We start from the raw sequence: 19123 nt of genomic DNA on the forward strand, positions 1-19123 counted from the left end.
TGTCAGGCGGTTTTTTTATGCCTGTTACTCTTCGATTTCGCCGTCCTGGCGAATCTGATTAGCCCAGCGTTGTGCCGCTTCTGCCACACCAAAAACGGGAGAACGTTTAAAACGCTCACCCATCAGCACGAAAGCCACGAATTTCCCGCGCAGGATCCAGACATCCCGAAATCCCTCCACCTTTGAAGCATGTTCAGGCGGTGCAGGTTCAATACGAGGGACATAGCTGATAACGCGGCGGTTTTGCTGGCGCATAGGTTTCATAGGCGAAGAGTTCACTAAGACGAATTCCACTAACACGAAAGTCCTATCATAGCCGAAAGTGGCCCTGTGCGTCGCGCCCGGACTGATTTTCAGTAACGCTTTCAGGCCATCATCGTTACCCTGGCTCCCGCTGCGCCTGAATTACGCAGGGAGTTGTTCTACAGTTAGAGTGTTTTGCCACAACAACGACCATTTTCAGAAATGAAAACAGGAGCCGAGTTCAATGTCGCGTAACGAAAAAAAACCACAACCTCATCAATCCCCCGTGCACGATGCTACTGAATCAAAACCAGGTCTGGATTCCCTGGCCCCCGAAGACAACTCTCACCGCCCTTCTCCTCATCCCACGGCACCGGGTGAGCAGCCCACGGCACCCGGCAGCCTGAAAGCGCCGGATACTGCGAACGGAAAACTCACTGCACTGGAGGCGTTTCGTAAAAACAGTGAAGAAGTGCCGCTGACGACCAATCAGGGCGTGCGTATTGCTGATGATCAAAACTCGCTGCGCACAGGGTCTCGTGGACCAACGCTGCTTGAAGATTTCATCCTGCGGGAGAAAATTACTCATTTTGACCATGAACGTATACCGGAGCGCATCGTGCATGCACGAGGATCGGCCGCACACGGTTATTTTCAGCCCTATGAAAATCTGTCAGCTATCACCAAAGCCGATTTTCTTTCCGACCCGGATAAAATCACACCGGTCTTTGTCCGCTTCTCTACCGTGCAGGGCGGCGCAGGATCCGCCGATACCGTGCGCGATATTCGCGGTTTTGCCACCAAGTTTTATACCGACGAGGGCATTTTTGATTTAGTCGGCAACAATACGCCGGTATTTTTCATTCAGGATGCACATAAATTTCCTGATTTTGTCCACGCGGTAAAACCCGAACCGCACTGGGCCATTCCACAAGGCCAGAGCGCGCATGACACGTTCTGGGATTACGTTTCCCTGCAACCAGAGACGCTGCATAACGTTATCTGGGCGATGTCCGATCGTGGTATTCCGCGCAGTTACCGCACCATGGAAGGGTTTGGCATTCACACCTTCCGTTTGATCAACGCCGAAGGGAAAGCAACCTTTGTGCGCTTTCACTGGAAACCGGTGGCGGGCAAAGCCTCCCTGGTCTGGGATGAATCGCAAAAGCTCACCGGACGTGACCCCGATTTCCACCGTCGTGAATTATGGGAATCCATTGAAGCCGGTGACTACCCGGAGTATGAACTGGGGCTGCAATTGATCCCGGAGGAGGATGAGTTCAAATTTGATTTTGATCTACTGGATCCAACCAAACTTATCCCTGAAGAACTGGTGCCGGTGAAACGCGTGGGCAAAATGGTTCTGAACCGCAATCCGGACAACTTCTTTACTGAGAACGAACAGGTTGCTTTCCATCCCGGCCATATCGTCCCTGGGCTTGATTTCACCAACGACCCTCTGCTTCAGGGGCGTTTGTTCTCTTACACCGATACACAAATCAGCCGTCTGGGTGGACCAAACTTCCATGAAATCCCGATTAATCGCCCCACCTGCCCGTACCATAATTTCCAGCGCGACGGCATGCACCGCATGGATATCGACACCAATCCTGCAAATTACGAGCCCAACTCGATCAATGACAACTGGCCGCGTGAAACGCCACCGGGGCCAAAACGGGGCGGTTTTGAGTCTTATCAGGAACGTGTCGAGGGCCATAAAGTGCGCGAGCGCAGCCCTTCGTTTGGCGAGTACTATTCCCACCCGCGTTTGTTCTGGCTGAGCCAGACACCGTTTGAGCAGCGCCATATCATTGATGCGTTTAGCTTTGAACTGGGTAAAGTGGTGCGTCCCTATATTCGTGAACGCGTCGTGGACCAACTGGCGCGCATCGACAACCAGCTTGCCAGTCGCGTGGCAGAAAATCTCGGCATTACCCTTACCAAAGAACAACAGAATCTGGCACCACCTGCGGCGGTCAGCGGTGTGGAAAAAGATCCTGCCTTAAGCCTGTATGCCGTACCGGATGGCAAAGTGAAAGGCCGCGTTGTCGCGATTTTGCTGAATGAGAAAACGCGGGCCAGCGACCTACTGGCTATTTTGCAAAATCTTAAGGACAACGGTGTACATGCCAAATTGCTCTATTCCCGCATGGGCCAGGTCACGGCAGACGATGGCACCGTTTTACCCATCGCGGGCACTTTCGCGGGAGCACCTTCCCTGACCGTCGACGGGGTTATCGTACCTGGCGGCGATTTAAGTCACCTGCTCAAAAACGGGGATGCGCGTTATTACCTGTTGGAGGCTTATAAGCATCTAAAAGCGATTGTGTTACTGAGAGATGCACGAAAATTCGCAGCAGATCTACAGGTCACTGCTAAAGGTGAAGAAGGTGTAGTGATTGCCGACGACGCCAGTGGGAGTGTCATGGACGATTTGATAACGCTACTGGCAGCACACCGGGTCTGGTCACGTATCGCGAAAATTGACGCCATTCCGGCGTAATGAAGCAAAGCGCAGCAGTTTTACTGCTGCGCTTAGTACCTACAGATCGCGGAAAGTGCCCAGCCGAAAGTTACGTTCGGCAATAGCCCATTTGAGCGCGGGCTGCGTCAACACCTCCAGCTCTTCAAGTCTGGGGTAGCAGTAGTTGCTGGTCATCAGGCCGTTATCCACAAAAGCCGGGTGACACATGACCTCCAGCGAATCCTCTTTGCGTTGCAGGGACTCATCAAGAATGGTCGTGAAGAGAGAGGAAGAGATCGCCTCGCCATAGAATGCACTGGAAAATCCGCTACTGCTGAGCACGCCATCCGTAGCCAGAGTATGGCGTTGCACTTCGTCGCGATCGACACGCATAGGTACACCTTTTTTGCTGGCAAAGTCAGCCACCAGTGGGAAAAGGTCAGCCAGCATGTGTACGTGATGATGGCTGTCGATATGCGTAGGCGGTGCACCAAAGAGCGTAATAAACCGCGTATATTGGCATTCAAGCTCATCGGCTATTTCAGCAAGCGGCAGCGTGCCCGCCGAGGCCCGCTCCCAGAGCCATTTCCCTAATAATCCGTCACGGGTCAGTGACGGCAGCTGACCAACAGGTTTACCCAATGTGAGGGTAAAATGCAGCCCGACACCCAACTCCGGTACAAGACGGCGAACATCAACCGCATGGTCAATAGCAGCACCATTGACCAGCGCGGTGGTCGAGGTCACTACGCCGTTTCGGCAGGCCTCAACGATGCCGTAGTTTTGCCCCCGGCTGAGACCGAAATCATCAGCGTTCACAATCAACAATTTGCGCATACGTCCTCACTTGTTGATGTCAGTGACCGTTTTAACAAAGCGCGGTAACCACTGCTGATTAGCAAGAATCATCTCACGGGCCAGCTTTTCGGCATCTTTATCGGAGTGAATAAGCGGGTTGAGATTAAGCGCCAACAGAACATCATTCATCTCGCCACTCAGCGCGGCTTTGCTTGCCGCAATCTCAAACCCTTTGATGGTGTAAATCAGCCCAAGCACTTTTTCATCGAAGTGTGTGATGCGCGGATGAGGTATTGCCCCGTTTTTACCCAGCAGACAGGTCATCTCTACCGCCCAGTCAGCCGGAATGTTCTCCACGCTACCGATGTGCGGCACGTTAACGTAATGCTCGGCCTGCTTGTCGTTATAAATCGCATTGATCACTTCGCAGGCCGCATCGGAGTAATAGGCACCACCGCGCATCTCCAGCTCTTTGGGCTTCACATCCAGGTCAGGATTTTTGTACATCTCAAAGAGATTTTTCTCCACGCCCTGCACCACCTGCGCTCGCGTACCGCCTTTGTAATACTCTCCAAGCTCGATGCCCAACATCTCTTTTGACTTAAAGTAGTACTGCAGGTACGAGCACGGCAGTAAGTTCAGGGAACGTAACAATCCTTCGGAGAACGGCAAATCAAAGATGTTTTTGACCGACGATTTTGCAAACCGGCCAGAGGCTACACCGTCCATCAGCTCGGCGAAACGTGATTCACCATTAACCAGCACATCGCGGACAAAGACCAGATGGTTCAGACCAAAGAGATCCAAAGAGAGGGAGTCTGTCGCGTCAACGTTCAGTACATCGCGCACAAACATCTTCATGCCAATCGGCACATTGCAAACGCCAATAAAACGGCGGAAATCGGTATAACGGTAAACGGCTTCCGTCACCATGCCTGCCGGATTGGTAAAGTTGATCACCCACGCCTGAGGGCAAAGTTCTTCCACATCTTTAATGATGTCGAATATCACCGGGATAGTGCGCAGACCTTTGAACAAACCGCCCGCTCCGTTGGTTTCCTGCCCCAGATAGCCATGACTGAGTGGAATGCGCTCATCCTGTTCACGCGCTTTAAGCTGCCCAATACGGAACTGGGTGGTAACAAAATCCGCATCACGGAGCGCTTCCCGGCGATCCAGAGATTTCATCACTTTAAGCGGCACACCCGCTTTTTTAACCATGCGACAGCACAGGTCATAGATAATATCCAGCTTGTGCTGCCCCTCTTCGACATCCACCAGCCATAATTCACTGACCGGCAATTCGTCGTAGCGCAGAATAAATCCTTCGAGTAATTCCGGTGTATAACTGCTCCCGCCACCAATGGTTACCACTTTCAATTTATGCGTCATGTTCGCTCCCTTCAGGCTTTTTAAGGATAAGCCGAGCCGTTACCGCAATGCGCGATAAGTATAGAATGATGAATGTTCTTTACGGGGATCATCCCCGCAAATCAGGAAATACTGGCTAACTGTTTTCGATAGTTACCCGGTGTAAATGATGTTAATTTTTTAAAGGTCTTAATAAATAAACTGGCACTGCTATAACCTGATTCCCATGCAATATCGGTTATGGAAAAGTTTGTTATCTCCAGTTGTTTACAGGCGAAATTAATACGAATCTCATTAATAATTTGTACTGGTGTTTTTTGGTAATAACGCTGCGTTGCGCGAGTTAAATACTCCTGGGACTTACCCGATAATGCCACCATATTTTCCAGTGCATTTTCCGAGAAGCGAATTTTGTCATGCATACTTTCAACGGTGAATTTTAGCCATTGCGGAATCACATCTTCCGTTTGCTGTTCACGAAAGTGGCGCAGGCGGTTGATGATATAAAAACTCACATGCTCAATAAATTCATCAAATTCACTGTCACGGAAATTCAGTGACGCAATAATCGACTCGATATACGTCAGGAATGCAGGCTGAACGGTATGCACTTGTGAGGCGACATAACAGAACGGAACCAGCGACTGATAGTGCTCGTCAAAGAAGTGCTTACTGATGCCCACGTTGAGAATGCGCGTGGCACCAAACTCGTAAAAACTCTGATGTGATGACCCAACGGGAATGAAGACAAAATCCCCGCGCTCCAGTAAGACGCGTTTGCCATTGATGACCTGGTAATAACGCCCGGTCAGCACAAGGGTAAACTCATGATAGTCATGCTGGTGCAGCCCGCTAATGCTCTCCACTTTGTTGTAAATAAACACGTGGAAGGGCCTGCCGTTAAACAGCTGTTGCTCCTTAACCAGTCTGACTTCCGTGTTGTTTACCACTGGCAGCATATCGGGCCTCTCCTCTCTTCAGGCTTTCTCGTGCAGTTCGATCAGTTCAGCAATCAGTTCACGTGCCAGCATCGCGGTCATCAAATGATCCTGCGCATGCACCAGCACGAGGCTAACTTTCATCTTACCTTCACCGGCGTCGCTTTCAATCAGTTGCGTTTGTACCCGGTGTGCGCTGTTGAGCGCGGCATGGGATTCCGCCATCAGCGTTCTGGCGGTGTCGAAATTGCCCGCTTTAGCCTGCTTCAGTGCTGAATACGCCAGGCTACGTGCCTGACCGGCATTAATGATCAGTCCCATCACGACTTCTTCAAGCGCATCACTGCTCTCTTGCGTATCGACAACATCGTCCAAATCAAACATCGTATTCTCCTTTACAGGCGTCGCGGTGAGCCAGCACACCGCGACGCATTGACATTAAAACTTCAGGGATTCGGCAATCTCTTCTTCACTCTCTTCGGCATCAATGGCGCTTTGCGCTTTATTCGAGATGATGACGAATGGCATATAAATCAGCGTGGCGACACCCAGGTTAAACAACGCGACCAGCAGTGCGGCGATACTGCCGTTGGTATTGAAGAATGCCCCAAGCCCGGTTGGCATTGTCCAGGGCGCGATGTTAGTGATCGGCGGGATAATGCCCGTGTAGTAGGCTGCCAGGGTGATGGCTGCCAGTACCGGCTGCACCAGGATAAAGGGAATAAACATCACCGGATTCATGATGATCGGCAGACCAAAGAGAATCGGCTCGTTAATCTGGAAGATCCCCGACGGCAGCGCCAGTTTGGCCACCTGACGATGATCGGCACGGCGAGAAGCGATAAAGATGGCGATAATCAGCCCCAACGTTGCCCCCGTACCCCCGAGGAAAATATACGAGTCCAGCATCGGTTTAGCCCAGACATGGAAGGTTTTCCCTGCAGCCAGTGCGGCATCGACCGAGCCGTATTCTGTATAGAGCGCGACGTTTTCCAGCGCCCAGGGGGTCATGATGCCGCTGTCGAGTGCCGCCAGCGCCAGCGAGCCGTGGACACCAAAGAACCATAACAACGAGGTAAAGATGACATAGGCCCAACCTACCACGCTGCCCATCGCGGCCAGCGGTTTGGAAATCGAATCCATGATGATCTGGTGGAAGGTGGTACCCGCCCCCGCCAGTCCCCAGGCAATAATCCCCATCACCGACAGAATCAGGAAGCCGGGAATTAATGCCGAAAATGAACGTGAAACAGAGGCCGGGACGCTGTCAGGTAATTTAATGACCCAATTACGTCGCACCACAAAGGCAAACATTTCCGCGACAACCAACCCCACAATCATCCCGGAAATAATATTTGAGCCACCCAACCAGGTAGCGTCAACACCATATGCTTGCCCAACACTAAAGGGGGTGAGCGTCATAAATGCAGCGATAGATAATAACCCTGCAGCCAGAGAATCGACTTTTCGCTCTTCTGCTAATGCCATCCCAATAAAAAAAGGCGCCACCAGCGACATAATGCCTAACGTACCGTTATAAACATTACCGCCGATGGCTTTAAGGCCGTTCAGACTTTCAATGGTAGAAGCATCTAAGCGAATACCCAGGGAGTAAAAAAATGAACCCTCGCCAAAACTCAGGAACACATTATTAATTAATACGAACATGGCCCCGGCGAGGGTTAATGGCATTAATTTAATAAAACCATTTTTTATGGCATTGACGTGTGGCTGCTTTCCTATTTTTACCGCAAAAGGCAGAAGAACCTTTTCAAGAGAACGAATAACACTATTCATACGAGATGCCCCAAAGGGCCGCAATAATCATTGCGGCAGTCGTGTGTGAAATAACTCTTCGACGGGAAAGATAACTACTAAATGGCCGCTTTTTTAATGGCAGCAACAGCACTTTTAAGCACCGCAAGACCATCGATCTTGCCGTAAAGCACCGAATCAATCACTTCCACAGGTTTACCAGGAAGAATACGTTGAATTTCGGGCAGCATATACGCGATTTGTGGCCCGATTAACACGACATCCGCCTGCGGCCCTTTTTCCGCCGCCAGCGTTTCCGGGAACGCATCAATGATCACCGGGACGTTATATTTTTCGGCCTGGGCGCGCATTTTCGTCACCAGCAGCGATGTCGACATGCCCGCAGAGCAGAACAAGTAGATGTGCTTTTTATCCATGAGAAACCTCTCTTGTAAGACCTTCGCCAACGGTTTAGAACGGCTACCGATTGTTGAAATTGATATCTGATGGTTGATATCACTCAGTGAATGTCAGTATACGTTGTCGCTAAGTGACGGGATAATTCGACACAAACCTCAATTGTCTCTCCTTGACCTGGCATCATGACATTCTTCACATTCCAACCAAATAATTCGCGACGATAAAAAAGTATCGCCCACAAAAAAACCGCCCGAAGGCGGTTTCGTTAGCTCAGGCAATTTAATTAAAAAGTTACTTCTTCGCAGCCTGCGGATCGGTGTCGTACTCCGCACAGGTTTGATAACCGGAGTTCATCACGTGGCCGGTTTCATCCAGTGCCACGAAGTAGGTCTCAGTTTTACCTTCACGTTGACCCAAAATGTAGGTCTGGCAGGTACCGCGAGCGTGAATCATTGACACTTCAGAAGACGGACGGCCCGCCAACTGGTTAACCTGCTGGCGCGTCATGCCTTTTTTGATATCTTTCACCACCGGCGTGGTGAATTGATCTTTTGTACGATCATAAGCAGTACAGCCTGCCAACATCGTCAGAACCGCGGCTGCACCTAACATTCCTGCAATATTCTTTTTCATATTCCTTCCTCTTGTTATCCGCTTGTGTATCAGCGCGTTATCTAAGCCTGGAATATAAAATTACATTTTTCAACTATAGGGCGCGACAGGCATAACTTTCGGAAAATTCTAACAAAACAGCGATAAGTGGCTAAAACGCTGTAAATTACGGCACTCGAAACCGTGCGCCTTGTCGTTTTACTGCTTAAGGGTTAATTTGACCTCATCAACCATATTGTATCCTGCAAAGCAGGTTCACTTACGGAGGGGTTAAATGACTCTGCAACAAGAGATTATTCAGGCGCTGGGCGTCAAACCAACCATTCATGCAGATGAAGAAGTACGCCGTAGCGTCGATTTCCTGAAAAACTATCTTCAAACTTATCCCTTTTTAAAATCCCTGGTTCTGGGGATCAGTGGCGGCCAGGACTCAACCCTGACCGGTAAGCTTTGCCAGACGGCTATCGCTGAGTTACGTGAAGAGACTGGCGACAGCACGTACCAGTTTATCGCCGTACGTCTGCCTTATGGAAAACAAGCCGATGAACAGGATTGCCAGGATGCAATTTCCTTCATCCAGCCGGATCGCGTGCTGACCGTTAACATCAAAGGTGCTGTATTAGCCAGCGAGCAGGCGCTGCGTGATGCCGGTATTGAGCTGAGTGATTTTATTCGCGGCAACGAGAAAGCGCGTGAGCGTATGAAAGCGCAGTATAGTATCGCCGGGATGACCAAGGGCGTTGTCGTGGGTACCGACCACGCGGCAGAAGCCGTTACCGGTTTCTTCACCAAGTATGGTGATGGCGGCACGGACATTAACCCTATCTTCCGCCTGAACAAACGCCAGGGGAAACAGTGCCTGGCCTTTTTAGGTTGCCCGGAACATCTGTACAAGAAAGCGCCGACAGCAGATCTTGAAGATGACCGCCCTTCCCTGCCCGATGAGGCCGCGCTCGGCGTGACCTATGAAAACATTGATGATTATCTGGAAGGTAAATCACTGGATGCCGGTACGTCGCACATCATTGAAGGCTGGTATCTGAAGACGGAGCATAAACGTCGCCCGCCGATCACTGTTTTCGATGATTTCTGGAAAAAACAGTAAACAGTAAAGGCGGCCTGAGCCGCCTTTTTTATTGACTTATTATTGGCTTCGGAGCGTCACGGTTAGCCGCGATCGTCTTTCGGCCCCAGGAAGTAAAATCCAAAGGGTAGCGAACCAATAATCGTAAACATAAGACTGTAAATCGCCGCCCAGGCCCCCTGAATAATAAACAGGGAAACACTCCATTGCTCCATAGGCAGATTATACTGTTCCTCAACGCCCTGGAAAGTGACGCTGGTTATCACCGAAACGGCAATGATGAAAACGATAACCACCGCAGTGAGAAATTTTTTCCCTTCCGGGGTGCGCAATATTTTAAGCATGCAGGCCTCCTTGTATTCGTATCGCGATAGTGTAACCCGGCTCACCTGAACCGGGCATCACTTAGAATGTGGCATTCAGTTTCCCCAGAATGTTCGTCCCGGCTCGTTCACTGATGTGTTTGCGGAATAACCGGCGCAACAAACAGCATGGCTACGGCAACCAGTGCCAGCAGGGCAGCTATGCAGTTAAATCGGATGCCCCCCCTGCAAATTACGCTCAATGATGGATGATTTTGGCGCAAGTGTCGCTGGTTTACCCCCTCTGATTACAGAACTCATTGATAAATTGTATGATTCGTATTTGAGTCCGGTCACGAAACGTTTTCTGCTTTGCTGCGCGTCTGATATGAGGTCAGCGGCATGTTGCATGTCGTCTCTTTTTTAGGCAGCCACACTCTGCTACACTGTACAGGTAACCAGTATCAGGAGTCATAGTGAGCAGGCGTCAATCTGCCCCGCGTCTTGAGTTTGAAGCGGCGGCCATCTACGAATACCCCGAACATCTTCGCCCATGGCTTGAGGCATTACCTAAGCTTCCTGGCGTCTACTTTTTCCATGGCGAAAGCGAAGCCATGCCGTTGTACATCGGCAAAAGCGTCAATATTCGCAGCCGGGTGTTGTCGCACCTGCGTACGCCGGATGAAGCCGCTATGCTGCGTCAGGCGCGGCGTATTACCTGGGTTTGCACCGCCGGTGAACTGGGGGCATTACTGCTCGAAGCCCGGCTGATTAAAGAACAGCAGCCGTTGTTCAATAAACGACTTCGGCGCAATCGCCAGCTCTGCTCATTGCTGCTGCAGGGCGGCAAACCGCAGGTGGTTTACGCCCGAGAGGTGGATTTCTCAACTCAACCCGGACTGTATGGATTGTTTGCCAACCGCCGGGCAGCACTACAGGCGCTGCAATCCATCGCCGATGAAGAAAAACTCTGTTACGGCCTGTTGGGGCTGGAGTCGCTAACAAAGGGGCGTGGATGTTTTCGTGCCGCGCTGCATCGCTGCGCGGGTGCATGCTGTGGTAAGGAGACAGAAGAAACGCATCAGGTGCGTTTTCACCTGGCAATGGCACGAATGCAATTAGTGTGTTGGCCGTGGCGTGGCCCGGTGGGTCTACGTGAAACAGGCAGCGAAAAAACGCAATACCACATCATCCATAACTGGTTGTGGCTAGGTGCGGTTGATTCGCTGGAAGAGGCAGCAGAATTGCTCCGGACACCTGCCGGATTCGATCACGATGGCTACAAAATATTATGTAGGCCGATGATGTCAGGGCTGTATGACATCATCGAATTGAATTAATGGCCCGGTAGCCATTTTATTTCGCTGAACAGTAACTGGCCTTCTGATTTCAGCAAGCGCAACGTGTGGCGACCTTCATCCCAGCATGCCCCCTGATCGGCAGTCAGCAGTTTATCGCCCAGTTGCCATGCTCCGCTGAGAACAAATACCACGCCTCCACGTGATCCAAAGGTCGTAAACGTTCTGATCAGCAATACGCACTTTTGCCTGGCAGTGATCCCTGCGAGTCATGATGTTAAAATCCATCGACATCTGACCATCATGCAGATGAGCTTTCACATGCTGTTCGCCAGCAAATGTGAATGGCTGGAAGCGCTTAAGCGTGTGGCAAAATGCCGTCCCCGCATCGAGGGTCATCTCTCCCACCTTCAATCAGCGTCATAACGCGATCCACACCCGGGAAATTGCGGAAAATCCCCGTTACTGGCCAGGGAGGCAATACTCGCACGCCAGCTAAAGTCACGGGTCGCCTCGGGGAAACAACAAATTTCACGGGTTTCACCTGCGCCATTGCGCCAGAGGTTGACCGGCATTTTGCGGATATCAAAGAATTCCATCATCACTCCTGAAAGGCGCAGCTCTGTGTCCGCGCCGCTGCTTCTGGAGGCAGCGTGTTGTTTATTATTACCCACCCTGCCATAAACGCATTATCGGCAGAGAAAAGGGATGCACTTAGTCATGCCGTGAAGTGACATGTAAAAAAATATTAACGTTAAGATTTATGGAAAATTTCGCTGAAGACTGGCTAGACGAGAATACCGTGCTGCGAGCGGCTGGCAAGAGGGAAGAAAGAAAAAACCGCCGGACCTGTCCACAACGTTAACACGTGCTATGGACAAGTCCGGCGGTCTTGATAGGGGTTGCTGAATTACTCAGCAGGTTCTGGCATTTTACCTTCTGGCGCCGGACGTTCTGTCAGACGCTTCTCAAAATTCGCATTGAATTGCTTTTTCTGTTCCGGCGTTAAGATGTTGTAAATCTTGTTCTGGGTTTCCAGATGCGCCAGCATATGAGCTTTGCGCTGCTCGTCCATTTTGGCGATCTGCGCTTCCGCTTTGGCTTTATCGAAGGTATCGCTGGCGATCACTTCATGCATGCTGCGCCGTTCTTCCTGCATTTGCTGCAAATTCGCCTTTCTTGATATCGCGAATCTGCTGTTTCTGCGCATCCGTCAGGTTCAGACCTTTGAACATCATGTCGTGATGCGGGCCTTTCGGACCTTTGTGGTGCATCGCCGGTTTGCCGTCGGCTGGTGCAGTCGTGGTGGTATCGGCAGCATGTGCCAGGTTAGCAGCGCCAAGCGCCAGGGTAGAGGCAACAAACAGGGCAGTCAGTTTACGCATAATTTAATTCCTTACTTTCATGTTTTCTTGCGGCAATTGCCGTGTTGACGATATTCACTTTAGCGTCTTTATCGTCAATTAATCAGAGCGTCGGTAAAACAATGAAAGTGTAAAAAACGTTTTTACAGCAATTGTGGAGGAAATAAGGATAAACAGTGGAGAGTGGATAAATAAATATTCAATACACTGATTTACATGGAAATCATGAAGATTGTAAAACAACTGCGCGCATTAATAAACCACTTACCCAGGATTAATCCGTAATTAGTCATGATAAATAACTAAGCCCCATATTCATGGGGCTTAGGATTAATTAATACGTTCCAGCAGCAATCCTGCTCTTAATCCGATGGCAACATCAGGATTGGGGAAAAGAATATATTCCTGTTCTCGCTGAACAACATAGCGCTCCCCACGGTCCTCAGCCAGCAGCGTTCCCTGAGTGAAGGGCGTGAAATTGAGAGTTTGAGGAGGCATGTACAACACAAAATCTTCGCTGTGCCGCGTCAGTTGCTGTACCACACGGTAACGCAACGGTGGTTTGTCGGCCTCAGGCACCGCGTCTCCCGCCAACAGAGCGGCCAAAGCCCAAACGGTACGGGAGAACTGCCCCAGGTCATTCTTGCCAAAAGGTAAGGCTTTCCCCAACTCAAGGGTGCAGGCATGAGCATCAAAATGTTCACTGCTGTAATGGGTGAAGGTCCCAGCAGGCGCCTGGTGAAAGACCAGTGCATCCAGTCCGGCATCGCCTAACCATTTCAGGAACATTTCATCCCAGGGTTCATCACGAGCAGGCAGAACGCCAAATCGCACATGAAGCGATCCGCGAATCGCCGTGTGCATATCCAGATGCCAGCGCTCTTCATCCTCTTCACTATAAAAGTGGGTAACCGCACGCTCGAGCTGGGCCGCTCGAATGGTCTCATCACTGGCGGGAAACTGCTGCCAGCGGCCACCAAACATACGGTTAATATCGTTATGCAGAAAACGTTTGTTCTGCCCCAGCGCCTGCGGGTTTCCCATAATCACCAGCAGTCGCCAACGAAGAGTGAGCGTTCCGTTAAACAGGTTTGCCAGCAGTTCATCCACCATCTCAACAGGTGCCGTTTCGTTACCATGGATGCCGCATGAAATGATGAGCGCCCGCGTCGACGGCTCAGGAGGGATAAGCTCCAGAATCCCCTGTTCATGCCAAAGCCAGTGGATCCCTGCCGCTTCACCTGTCGTTTTGCGTGGCATTTCACCCGACAATGTTATCGCGAGAAAATTGTCCATATGACCTCCTGTTACTGCTGGAAGGGATAAACGGAACCCAGGCGCAAGAGCTGTGTCAGTGTATCTAACGCTTCCCGGTTTTCTCTTAAAAGCAGCGGATCAGCCAGATCGGCCTGTCGCAGCTTGTCACGGTAGTAACGGTCAATCCAGTTCTCCAGCGCATGGAACAACGCATCATTCATCATGACGGCCGGGTTTACTGCCCGCTGTTCCGCATCGTTAAGTACAACGCGCAGGCGCAAACAGGCAGGCCCTCCACCATTCGACATACTCTCACGTAAATCGAACACTTTTAGTTCACTGATGGGATTATCTTGTGCCAGCAGTTTGTTCAGATAACGCCACACGCCAGGATGGTCATGGGATTCCTGGGGCAATACCAGCACCATGCTGCCATCATTACGGCTAAGTAACTGGCTGTTAAAGAGATACGTTTCTACCGCATCGGCAACCGAGACCTCAGAATCCGGCACTTCCAGCGCCATAAATCCGGGTACGCGCGCGCTTAAGTTTGCCAGCACACTTTGCTGCTGCATAAATGCCAGCTCATGGCAGAAAAGCACCTGCCGGTTAGAGACGGCGATAACATCATTATGGAACACACCGAGGTCAATCACCGCCGGATTTTGCTGCGCAAAGACAACCTGACGTGGACTAACCTGGTTAAGCCTTGCCACTGCCTGGCTGGCCTCCAGCGTTTGTCGTGCAGGGTAACGCCCAGGAGCCGTATTGCCGCCCTCTTCCCGCCCATAAACAAACATCTGTACACCCGGCTCGCCATACTCACCACCGAATCGGTTGTGGTTAGCGGCACCTTCGTCCCCCATCATCGCCACCTGGGGTAAGGCACCATGGACGGCAAACGCCTGGTCATCACGAAAAATCGCCCGCAGCACAGCCTCCGTCGTGGGGGCTTCAATAGAGCGATGGAACTTGTTGTTCAGGTTTGCAACCGTGAAGTGCACTTTACCATCCAGCGCATCCGCTGAAGGGCATACGGTTGCCGCATTGGCGACCCACATTGACGAGGCGGAACTGACCGCCGACAGCAGTTGTGGCGACTGTGTAGCCACTTTCTCAACCACCTGCTCATCACTGCCGCTGTAGCCTAACTGACGCAACACGCCAACATGCGGGCGTTCCTGCGGTGGGATAACCGCCTGCGGAAAACCGGCATCAGACAGCGCCTTCATTTTCAGCAGTCCCTGTTTTGCCGCCAGCCTCGGGTTCGAGACCCGATCGCGATGCTTTGTCGAGGCTTCATTGCCAAACGACAATCCAGCATAGTGATGCGTCAATCCCACCAGGCCATCAAAATTCACTTCGCGCGCTTTCATTGGCTGTTCTCCCGACTGAAGTCGAGCCCAGGACTGAGCGACGCCGGTAACGCCAGGTCTGGCGATTCGAGGCTGGCCATCGGCCATGCGCAGTAATCTGCCGCATACCAGGCGCTCGCCCGGTGGTTGCCGGACGCTCCCACGCCGCCAAAGGGTGCGGTACTGGCCGCCCCGGTAAGTGGCTTGTTCCAGTTAACAATCCCCGCACGCGCTTCCAGCAACAGTTGGTCAAAGCGCTCGCGGTCGGGCGAGATTAAGCCGCAGGCCAGTCCATATCGGGTGTGGTTGGCAAGGCCGATGGCATCATCAAATTCGTCATACCGCCAGACACACAGTAACGGACCAAACACCTCTTCATCGGGCACATTCTCCACCCCGGTCATGTCGACAATGCCGGGGCTGAGCAGCGAAGTGCCCGCCTGCATCAGCCGTGGTTCGAGCAACGTTTTCCCGCCACGCTCAACGTGGGCCTGCCATGCCTGATGGACATGCAACGCGGCCTGCGCGGAGATAAGCCCGCCAAAGAAGGGCTGCGGCTCCGCATTCCAGCTTCCCGGCACCAGTTTTGCTGACACCTCGACCAGCCGCGCAAGAAAAGCATCACCCGCTTCGCCACGCTTTACCAGCAGACGACGTGCGCAGGTGCAACGCTGCCCGGCAGTAATAAAGGCGGACTGAATCGCCAGATGGACGGCCGCATCAATGTCTGCCGGGTCGTCAACAATGAGTGGGTTGTTGCCCCCCATCTCCAGCGCCAGTATCTTCTCCGGTTGCCCGGCAAGTTGACGATGAAGTTGGTACCCGGTGCCCGCACTGCCGGTAAACAGCAGGCCATCTATACCCGGTAAGGCACTCAGCGCCTGCCCGGTTTCGCGTCCTCCTTGCACCAGATTCAGTACGCCTGGTGGCAAACCGGCCTGTTCCCATAATTGCACCACGGTCTCACCCGCCCAGGGGGTCAGTTCGCTCGGTTTGAAGATCAGAGTGTTACCTGCCAGCAACGCCGGAATAATATGTCCGTTGGGTAAATGGCCCGGGAAATTGTAAGGGCCAAACACCGCCAGCACGCCATGTGGACGGTGGCGTAATGTCGCCGCGCCATCGGGCATGTCAGTGTGCTGAACACCGGTACGCGCGTGGTACGCTTTCACCGAGATGGTCGCTTTGTTGATCATCGCCGTCACTTCCGTCGCCGCTTCCCAGCGCGGCTTACCCGTTTCCCGGGCAATCACTTCCGTCAGTTTGGCCTTATTGGCCTCCAGCAATCCGGCAAACTTTTCAACAATGCTCTGGCGCTGCGTAAAAGCGCATTTTGCCCAAGCAGGAAAAGCCGCGCGTGCCGCGTTGTAGGCCAAATCCACCTGTGCGCTGTCAGCATCATTACCGTGCCACAATGCTTCATTGCTGACCGGATTGGTTTTAATTCGCCGTCCGCCCAGCCCGGCTACCCACTCGCCATTAATCCATTGGTTCATGATTTTTTCTCCTCTGCACACAGGCGAACCAGACGTACACGGTCACCGGCTTTGCATTTCAGTGCATCAAGTTGTGCGGCGCTCAGCAGCAGCCTTTCTGTATTCGGGTCCACGTTAATAAGCATGGCTCTGAACTGGTGATATTGCTCGTTGGCAACGATACAGGCTGGCCACTCTCCGGGAGCAATCTGGCCTTCAGCCACCTCCACCAGCCGGCTTTTGCGAATCGCCCGCACGCGGTCAATGTCACACTCCAGCGTCGGCCCGCCATCGAAAATGTCGACATAGTTACAGTAGCGAAAGCCCTCTTTTTCCAGCACCGTGCGGGCGGGCGCTGTTTGCGGATGTACCGCGCCAATCACCGCTTGCGCTTCTGCTGAGAGAAAATCGGTATAAATAGGGTGTTTGGGCATAAGCTCGGCAATAAACGCCTTTTGCCCGGTGCCGCATAAGTAATCTGCGCGGCTAAATTCCATTGAGAAAAAGCGTTTTCCCAGACTTTCCCAGAAAGGGGAATAGCCGGTTTCATCGATCACGCCGCGCATCTCCGCCACCACTTTTTCATTAAAGCGATCGCGAAAAGCCGCCATAAATAGAAAACGGGATTTGGAGAGTAGGTAACCATTCCCCTCTTTGCGCCACGCCGGATCGAGAAACAGCGTACACAGCTCACTACTGCCCGTGTGGTCGTTGCTGAGAAAAAGCGTGGGTAGCGCATTGTAGACATTAAGCTCTTTTGACGCGTGAACGAGTGTACCGACCCGGTAGTTGTACCAGGGATCGTTGAGACCGACAGCCACTTCGATGGCGCAGATCCCGGCTACTTCACCGGTATCAGCAGACTCCAGCACGAAAACATAGCCCTGCTCGCTTTTCGGTAAGTCACCACTCCAGGTCTGTATTGCACGCTCAATGCGTTCAGAAAGCGTTTTTTCATCAACCGGGAGCGACGTCAGACCGCCGCCCGTTTTCCCGGCAAGCGTCATTAATGCAGGCAGATCCGTGCGTTCGACAGGACGAATCACCATCATGATGAACACCCCGCAAGGAAGGTACCGCAAGCGGTAGCAAAGCGCGCCAGTCCGCGAGAAACTTCATCCTGAGTGATGTTGAGCGCGGGAGCGAATCGCACCACGTTGCCCCCGGCAATCAGCACCATTACCCCTTCTGCTGCGGCGAGTTGTGAAATCTGTTTCGCTTTTCCAGCGTAATCAGAATGAAGTTCGCACCCGATCAACAGCCCCAGCCCCCGGATTTCACGGAAGAGATTCAACTTAGCGTTGATTGCCTGCAGTTGCTCAGTAAACCATTGATGGCGCTGCTTCACGCCATCGAGCGTTTCACGGGTATTGACGATATCCAGCACGGCCCCCGCCACTGCTGATGCCAGCGGATTGCCGCCGTAAGTCGTACCGTGGGTGCCGACGGTCATCACACTGGCGCATTTTTCCGTCGCGAGCAGGGCAGCAACCGGGAAGCCACCACCGAGCGCTTTTGCCGTGCTCAGAACGTCCGGCGTCACACCATAGTGCATATAGGCGTAAAGCTCCCCCGTCCGCCCGACCCCGGTCTGCACTTCATCAAAAATCAGCAGTGCATTGTGTTTATCGCACAGTTCACGCAGACCTTGCAGGAAAGCCAGATTCGCGGGCACTACGCCCCCTTCACCCTGCATGGGTTCAACAATCACTGCGCAGGTATTGTCATTCACCAGTGCGGCTGGCAGAGTCGAGATCGTTGTACTCGGCATGCTGAATATCCGGTGGCAGCGGTGCAAAATCTTTTGAATACGCCGGTTGCCCACCCGCACTGACAGTAAAGAGCGTGCGACCGTGAAACGCATTTTTGAAAGCGACAATGCCGCTTTTTTGCGGACCAAAATGATCGTGGGCATATTTACGTGCCAGCTTGAGAGCGGCTTCGTTGGCTTCTGCACCTGAGTTGCAGAAGAACACGCGGTCAGCAAAGGTCGCGTCAATTAAGCGCTTCGCCAGACGCAGTACCGGTTCGTTAGTATAACCGTTACCGGTATGCCAGAAGCGCGATGCCTGTTCGCCCAGCACGTTACACAACGTCGGGTGCGCATGCCCCAGCGCGTTCACGGCTATTCCCCCGGCAAAGTCGATGTACTCTTTCCCTTGCTGATCCCATAAACGTGACCCTTCGCCACGAACCGGAATAAAAGGTGCTGGCGCGTAAACGGGCATCATCCATTCATCAAAATTTTCACGCGTAATTGAGTGAGACATAGCGACCTCTTCCGGTAAATGATTGGTTGTATATTTGTTAAGAAATATGAGTAATCACGCTGTAAATGTATATTGCACAGGGCGTGCCAGCCAGCCGTAAAATTGCATAAACGTGGG

Annotated in this window: 16 protein-coding genes and 3 pseudogenes; 3 read left to right on the forward strand and 16 right to left on the reverse strand. The window is 52.2% G+C overall.

Features of this window, described 5'->3' with window-relative positions; genetic code table 11:
* Window positions 1–24 precede the first annotated feature (24 nt).
* Complete coding sequence (gene cedA, locus AC5JPW_RS04635) at window positions 25–279, reverse strand: cell division activator CedA (protein ID WP_494238495.1); 255 nt, start codon at window positions 277–279, stop codon at window positions 25–27.
* Window positions 280–487: 208 nt separating this feature from the next.
* Between cedA and katE the strand changes: the two genes are divergently transcribed.
* The gene (gene katE, locus AC5JPW_RS04640; RefSeq protein ID WP_494238496.1) at window positions 488–2746 is read left to right on the forward strand and encodes a catalase HPII; all 2259 of its coding nucleotides are present in this window, start codon (window positions 488–490) and stop codon (window positions 2744–2746) included.
* Between the two features lie 39 nt (window positions 2747–2785).
* On the opposite strand, the gene chbG is transcribed toward katE, so the two are convergent.
* From chbG to osmE, 7 genes are all read right to left on the reverse strand, one after another.
* Window positions 2786–3544: a chitin disaccharide deacetylase gene (gene chbG, locus AC5JPW_RS04645; RefSeq protein ID WP_494238498.1), complete on the reverse strand. Its 759-nt coding sequence runs from the start codon at window positions 3542–3544 to the stop codon at window positions 2786–2788.
* A gap of 6 nt (window positions 3545–3550) precedes the next feature.
* Complete coding sequence (locus AC5JPW_RS04650; protein ID WP_494238499.1) at window positions 3551–4897, reverse strand: 6-phospho-beta-glucosidase; 1347 nt, start codon at window positions 4895–4897, stop codon at window positions 3551–3553.
* Window positions 4898–4998: 101 nt separating this feature from the next.
* Complete coding sequence (gene chbR, locus AC5JPW_RS04655) at window positions 4999–5835, reverse strand: transcriptional regulator ChbR (RefSeq protein WP_494238500.1); 837 nt, start codon at window positions 5833–5835, stop codon at window positions 4999–5001.
* An 18-nt stretch (window positions 5836–5853) separates the two neighbouring features.
* On the reverse strand, window positions 5854–6198 hold the full coding sequence (gene chbA, locus AC5JPW_RS04660) for a PTS N,N'-diacetylchitobiose transporter subunit IIA (protein WP_494238502.1): 345 nt from the start codon (window positions 6196–6198) through the stop codon (window positions 5854–5856).
* Between the two features lie 54 nt (window positions 6199–6252).
* Window positions 6253–7611 (reverse strand): PTS N,N'-diacetylchitobiose transporter subunit IIC, encoded by a 1359-nt coding sequence (gene chbC, locus AC5JPW_RS04665; protein ID WP_494238503.1) that lies wholly within the window; start codon window positions 7609–7611, stop codon window positions 6253–6255.
* 77 nt (window positions 7612–7688) lie between these two features.
* Window positions 7689–8006, reverse strand: a complete 318-nt coding sequence (locus AC5JPW_RS04670) for a PTS sugar transporter subunit IIB (RefSeq protein ID WP_494238504.1) — start codon at window positions 8004–8006, stop codon at window positions 7689–7691.
* A gap of 274 nt (window positions 8007–8280) precedes the next feature.
* Window positions 8281–8622, reverse strand: a complete 342-nt coding sequence (gene osmE / locus AC5JPW_RS04675; protein WP_494238506.1) for an osmotically-inducible lipoprotein OsmE — start codon at window positions 8620–8622, stop codon at window positions 8281–8283.
* Between the two features lie 253 nt (window positions 8623–8875).
* On the opposite strand from osmE, the gene nadE reads away from it, so the two are divergent.
* The gene (nadE, locus tag AC5JPW_RS04680; protein WP_494238508.1) at window positions 8876–9706 is read left to right on the forward strand and encodes an NAD(+) synthase; all 831 of its coding nucleotides are present in this window, start codon (window positions 8876–8878) and stop codon (window positions 9704–9706) included.
* Between the two features lie 62 nt (window positions 9707–9768).
* On the opposite strand, the gene AC5JPW_RS04685 is transcribed toward nadE, so the two are convergent.
* Window positions 9769–10029 carry a DUF2534 family protein gene (locus tag AC5JPW_RS04685; protein ID WP_494238510.1) on the reverse strand — a complete coding sequence of 87 codons (261 nt, stop codon included), beginning with the start codon at window positions 10027–10029 and terminating at the stop codon, window positions 9769–9771.
* 434 nt (window positions 10030–10463) lie between these two features.
* Between AC5JPW_RS04685 and cho the strand changes: the two genes are divergently transcribed.
* Window positions 10464–11327, forward strand: coding sequence for an excinuclease Cho (gene cho / locus AC5JPW_RS04690; protein WP_494238511.1), 864 nt, complete (start codon window positions 10464–10466; stop codon window positions 11325–11327).
* Here the strand turns inward: cho and ves are convergent.
* The 7 genes and pseudogenes from ves to astC form a co-directional block, all read right to left on the reverse strand.
* Window positions 11324–11884, reverse strand: a pseudogene (gene ves, locus AC5JPW_RS04695) (environmental stress-induced protein Ves). The gene cho and the pseudogene ves sit on opposite strands and share 4 nt — an antisense overlap.
* Window positions 11885–12195: 311 nt before the next feature.
* Window positions 12196–12670: pseudogene (gene spy / locus AC5JPW_RS04700) on the reverse strand (ATP-independent periplasmic protein-refolding chaperone Spy).
* Between the two features lie 309 nt (window positions 12671–12979).
* Window positions 12980–13945 (reverse strand): succinylglutamate desuccinylase, encoded by a 966-nt coding sequence (gene astE, locus AC5JPW_RS04705; protein WP_494238512.1) that lies wholly within the window; start codon window positions 13943–13945, stop codon window positions 12980–12982.
* An 11-nt stretch (window positions 13946–13956) separates the two neighbouring features.
* Entirely contained in the window at window positions 13957–15282 is a 1326-nt protein-coding gene (astB, locus tag AC5JPW_RS04710; RefSeq protein WP_494238513.1) for an N-succinylarginine dihydrolase, read from the reverse strand.
* A complete protein-coding gene (gene astD / locus AC5JPW_RS04715) occupies window positions 15279–16757 on the reverse strand; it encodes a succinylglutamate-semialdehyde dehydrogenase (protein ID WP_494238514.1) in 1479 nt (492 codons plus the stop codon). The genes astB and astD overlap by 4 nt, the downstream gene beginning before the upstream one ends.
* Window positions 16754–17788 carry an arginine N-succinyltransferase gene (gene astA / locus AC5JPW_RS04720; RefSeq protein ID WP_494238516.1) on the reverse strand — a complete coding sequence of 345 codons (1035 nt, stop codon included), beginning with the start codon at window positions 17786–17788 and terminating at the stop codon, window positions 16754–16756. Before astA ends, astD begins: the two co-directional genes overlap by 4 nt.
* Window positions 17785–19006 (reverse strand): annotated as a pseudogene (gene astC / locus AC5JPW_RS04725) (succinylornithine/acetylornithine transaminase). Before astC ends, astA begins: the two are co-directional and overlap by 4 nt.
* Between the last annotated feature and the right edge of the window lie 117 nt (window positions 19007–19123).

Source organism: Phytobacter sp., from assembly GCF_059074235.1.

What these genes read in the sequence shown, in the direction of transcription:
- astE (WP_494238512.1), bottom strand. Translation starts at nt 13,945, where the DNA reads ATGGACAATTTTCTCGCGATAACATTGTCGGGTGAAATGCCACGCAAA.
- astD (WP_494238514.1), bottom strand. Translation starts at nt 16,757, where the DNA reads ATGAACCAATGGATTAATGGCGAGTGGGTAGCCGGGCTGGGCGGACGG.
- katE (WP_494238496.1), top strand. Translation starts at nt 488, where the DNA reads ATGTCGCGTAACGAAAAAAAACCACAACCTCATCAATCCCCCGTGCAC.
- osmE (WP_494238506.1), bottom strand. Translation starts at nt 8,622, where the DNA reads ATGAAAAAGAATATTGCAGGAATGTTAGGTGCAGCCGCGGTTCTGACG.
- chbC (WP_494238503.1), bottom strand. Translation starts at nt 7,611, where the DNA reads ATGAATAGTGTTATTCGTTCTCTTGAAAAGGTTCTTCTGCCTTTTGCG.
- astA (WP_494238516.1), bottom strand. Translation starts at nt 17,788, where the DNA reads ATGATGGTGATTCGTCCTGTCGAACGCACGGATCTGCCTGCATTAATG.
- AC5JPW_RS04685 (WP_494238510.1), bottom strand. Translation starts at nt 10,029, where the DNA reads ATGCTTAAAATATTGCGCACCCCGGAAGGGAAAAAATTTCTCACTGCG.
- AC5JPW_RS04650 (WP_494238499.1), bottom strand. Translation starts at nt 4,897, where the DNA reads ATGACGCATAAATTGAAAGTGGTAACCATTGGTGGCGGGAGCAGTTAT.
- astB (WP_494238513.1), bottom strand. Translation starts at nt 15,282, where the DNA reads ATGAAAGCGCGCGAAGTGAATTTTGATGGCCTGGTGGGATTGACGCAT.
- chbR (WP_494238500.1), bottom strand. Translation starts at nt 5,835, where the DNA reads ATGCTGCCAGTGGTAAACAACACGGAAGTCAGACTGGTTAAGGAGCAA.
- chbA (WP_494238502.1), bottom strand. Translation starts at nt 6,198, where the DNA reads ATGTTTGATTTGGACGATGTTGTCGATACGCAAGAGAGCAGTGATGCG.
- nadE (WP_494238508.1), top strand. Translation starts at nt 8,876, where the DNA reads ATGACTCTGCAACAAGAGATTATTCAGGCGCTGGGCGTCAAACCAACC.
- AC5JPW_RS04670 (WP_494238504.1), bottom strand. Translation starts at nt 8,006, where the DNA reads ATGGATAAAAAGCACATCTACTTGTTCTGCTCTGCGGGCATGTCGACA.
- chbG (WP_494238498.1), bottom strand. Translation starts at nt 3,544, where the DNA reads ATGCGCAAATTGTTGATTGTGAACGCTGATGATTTCGGTCTCAGCCGG.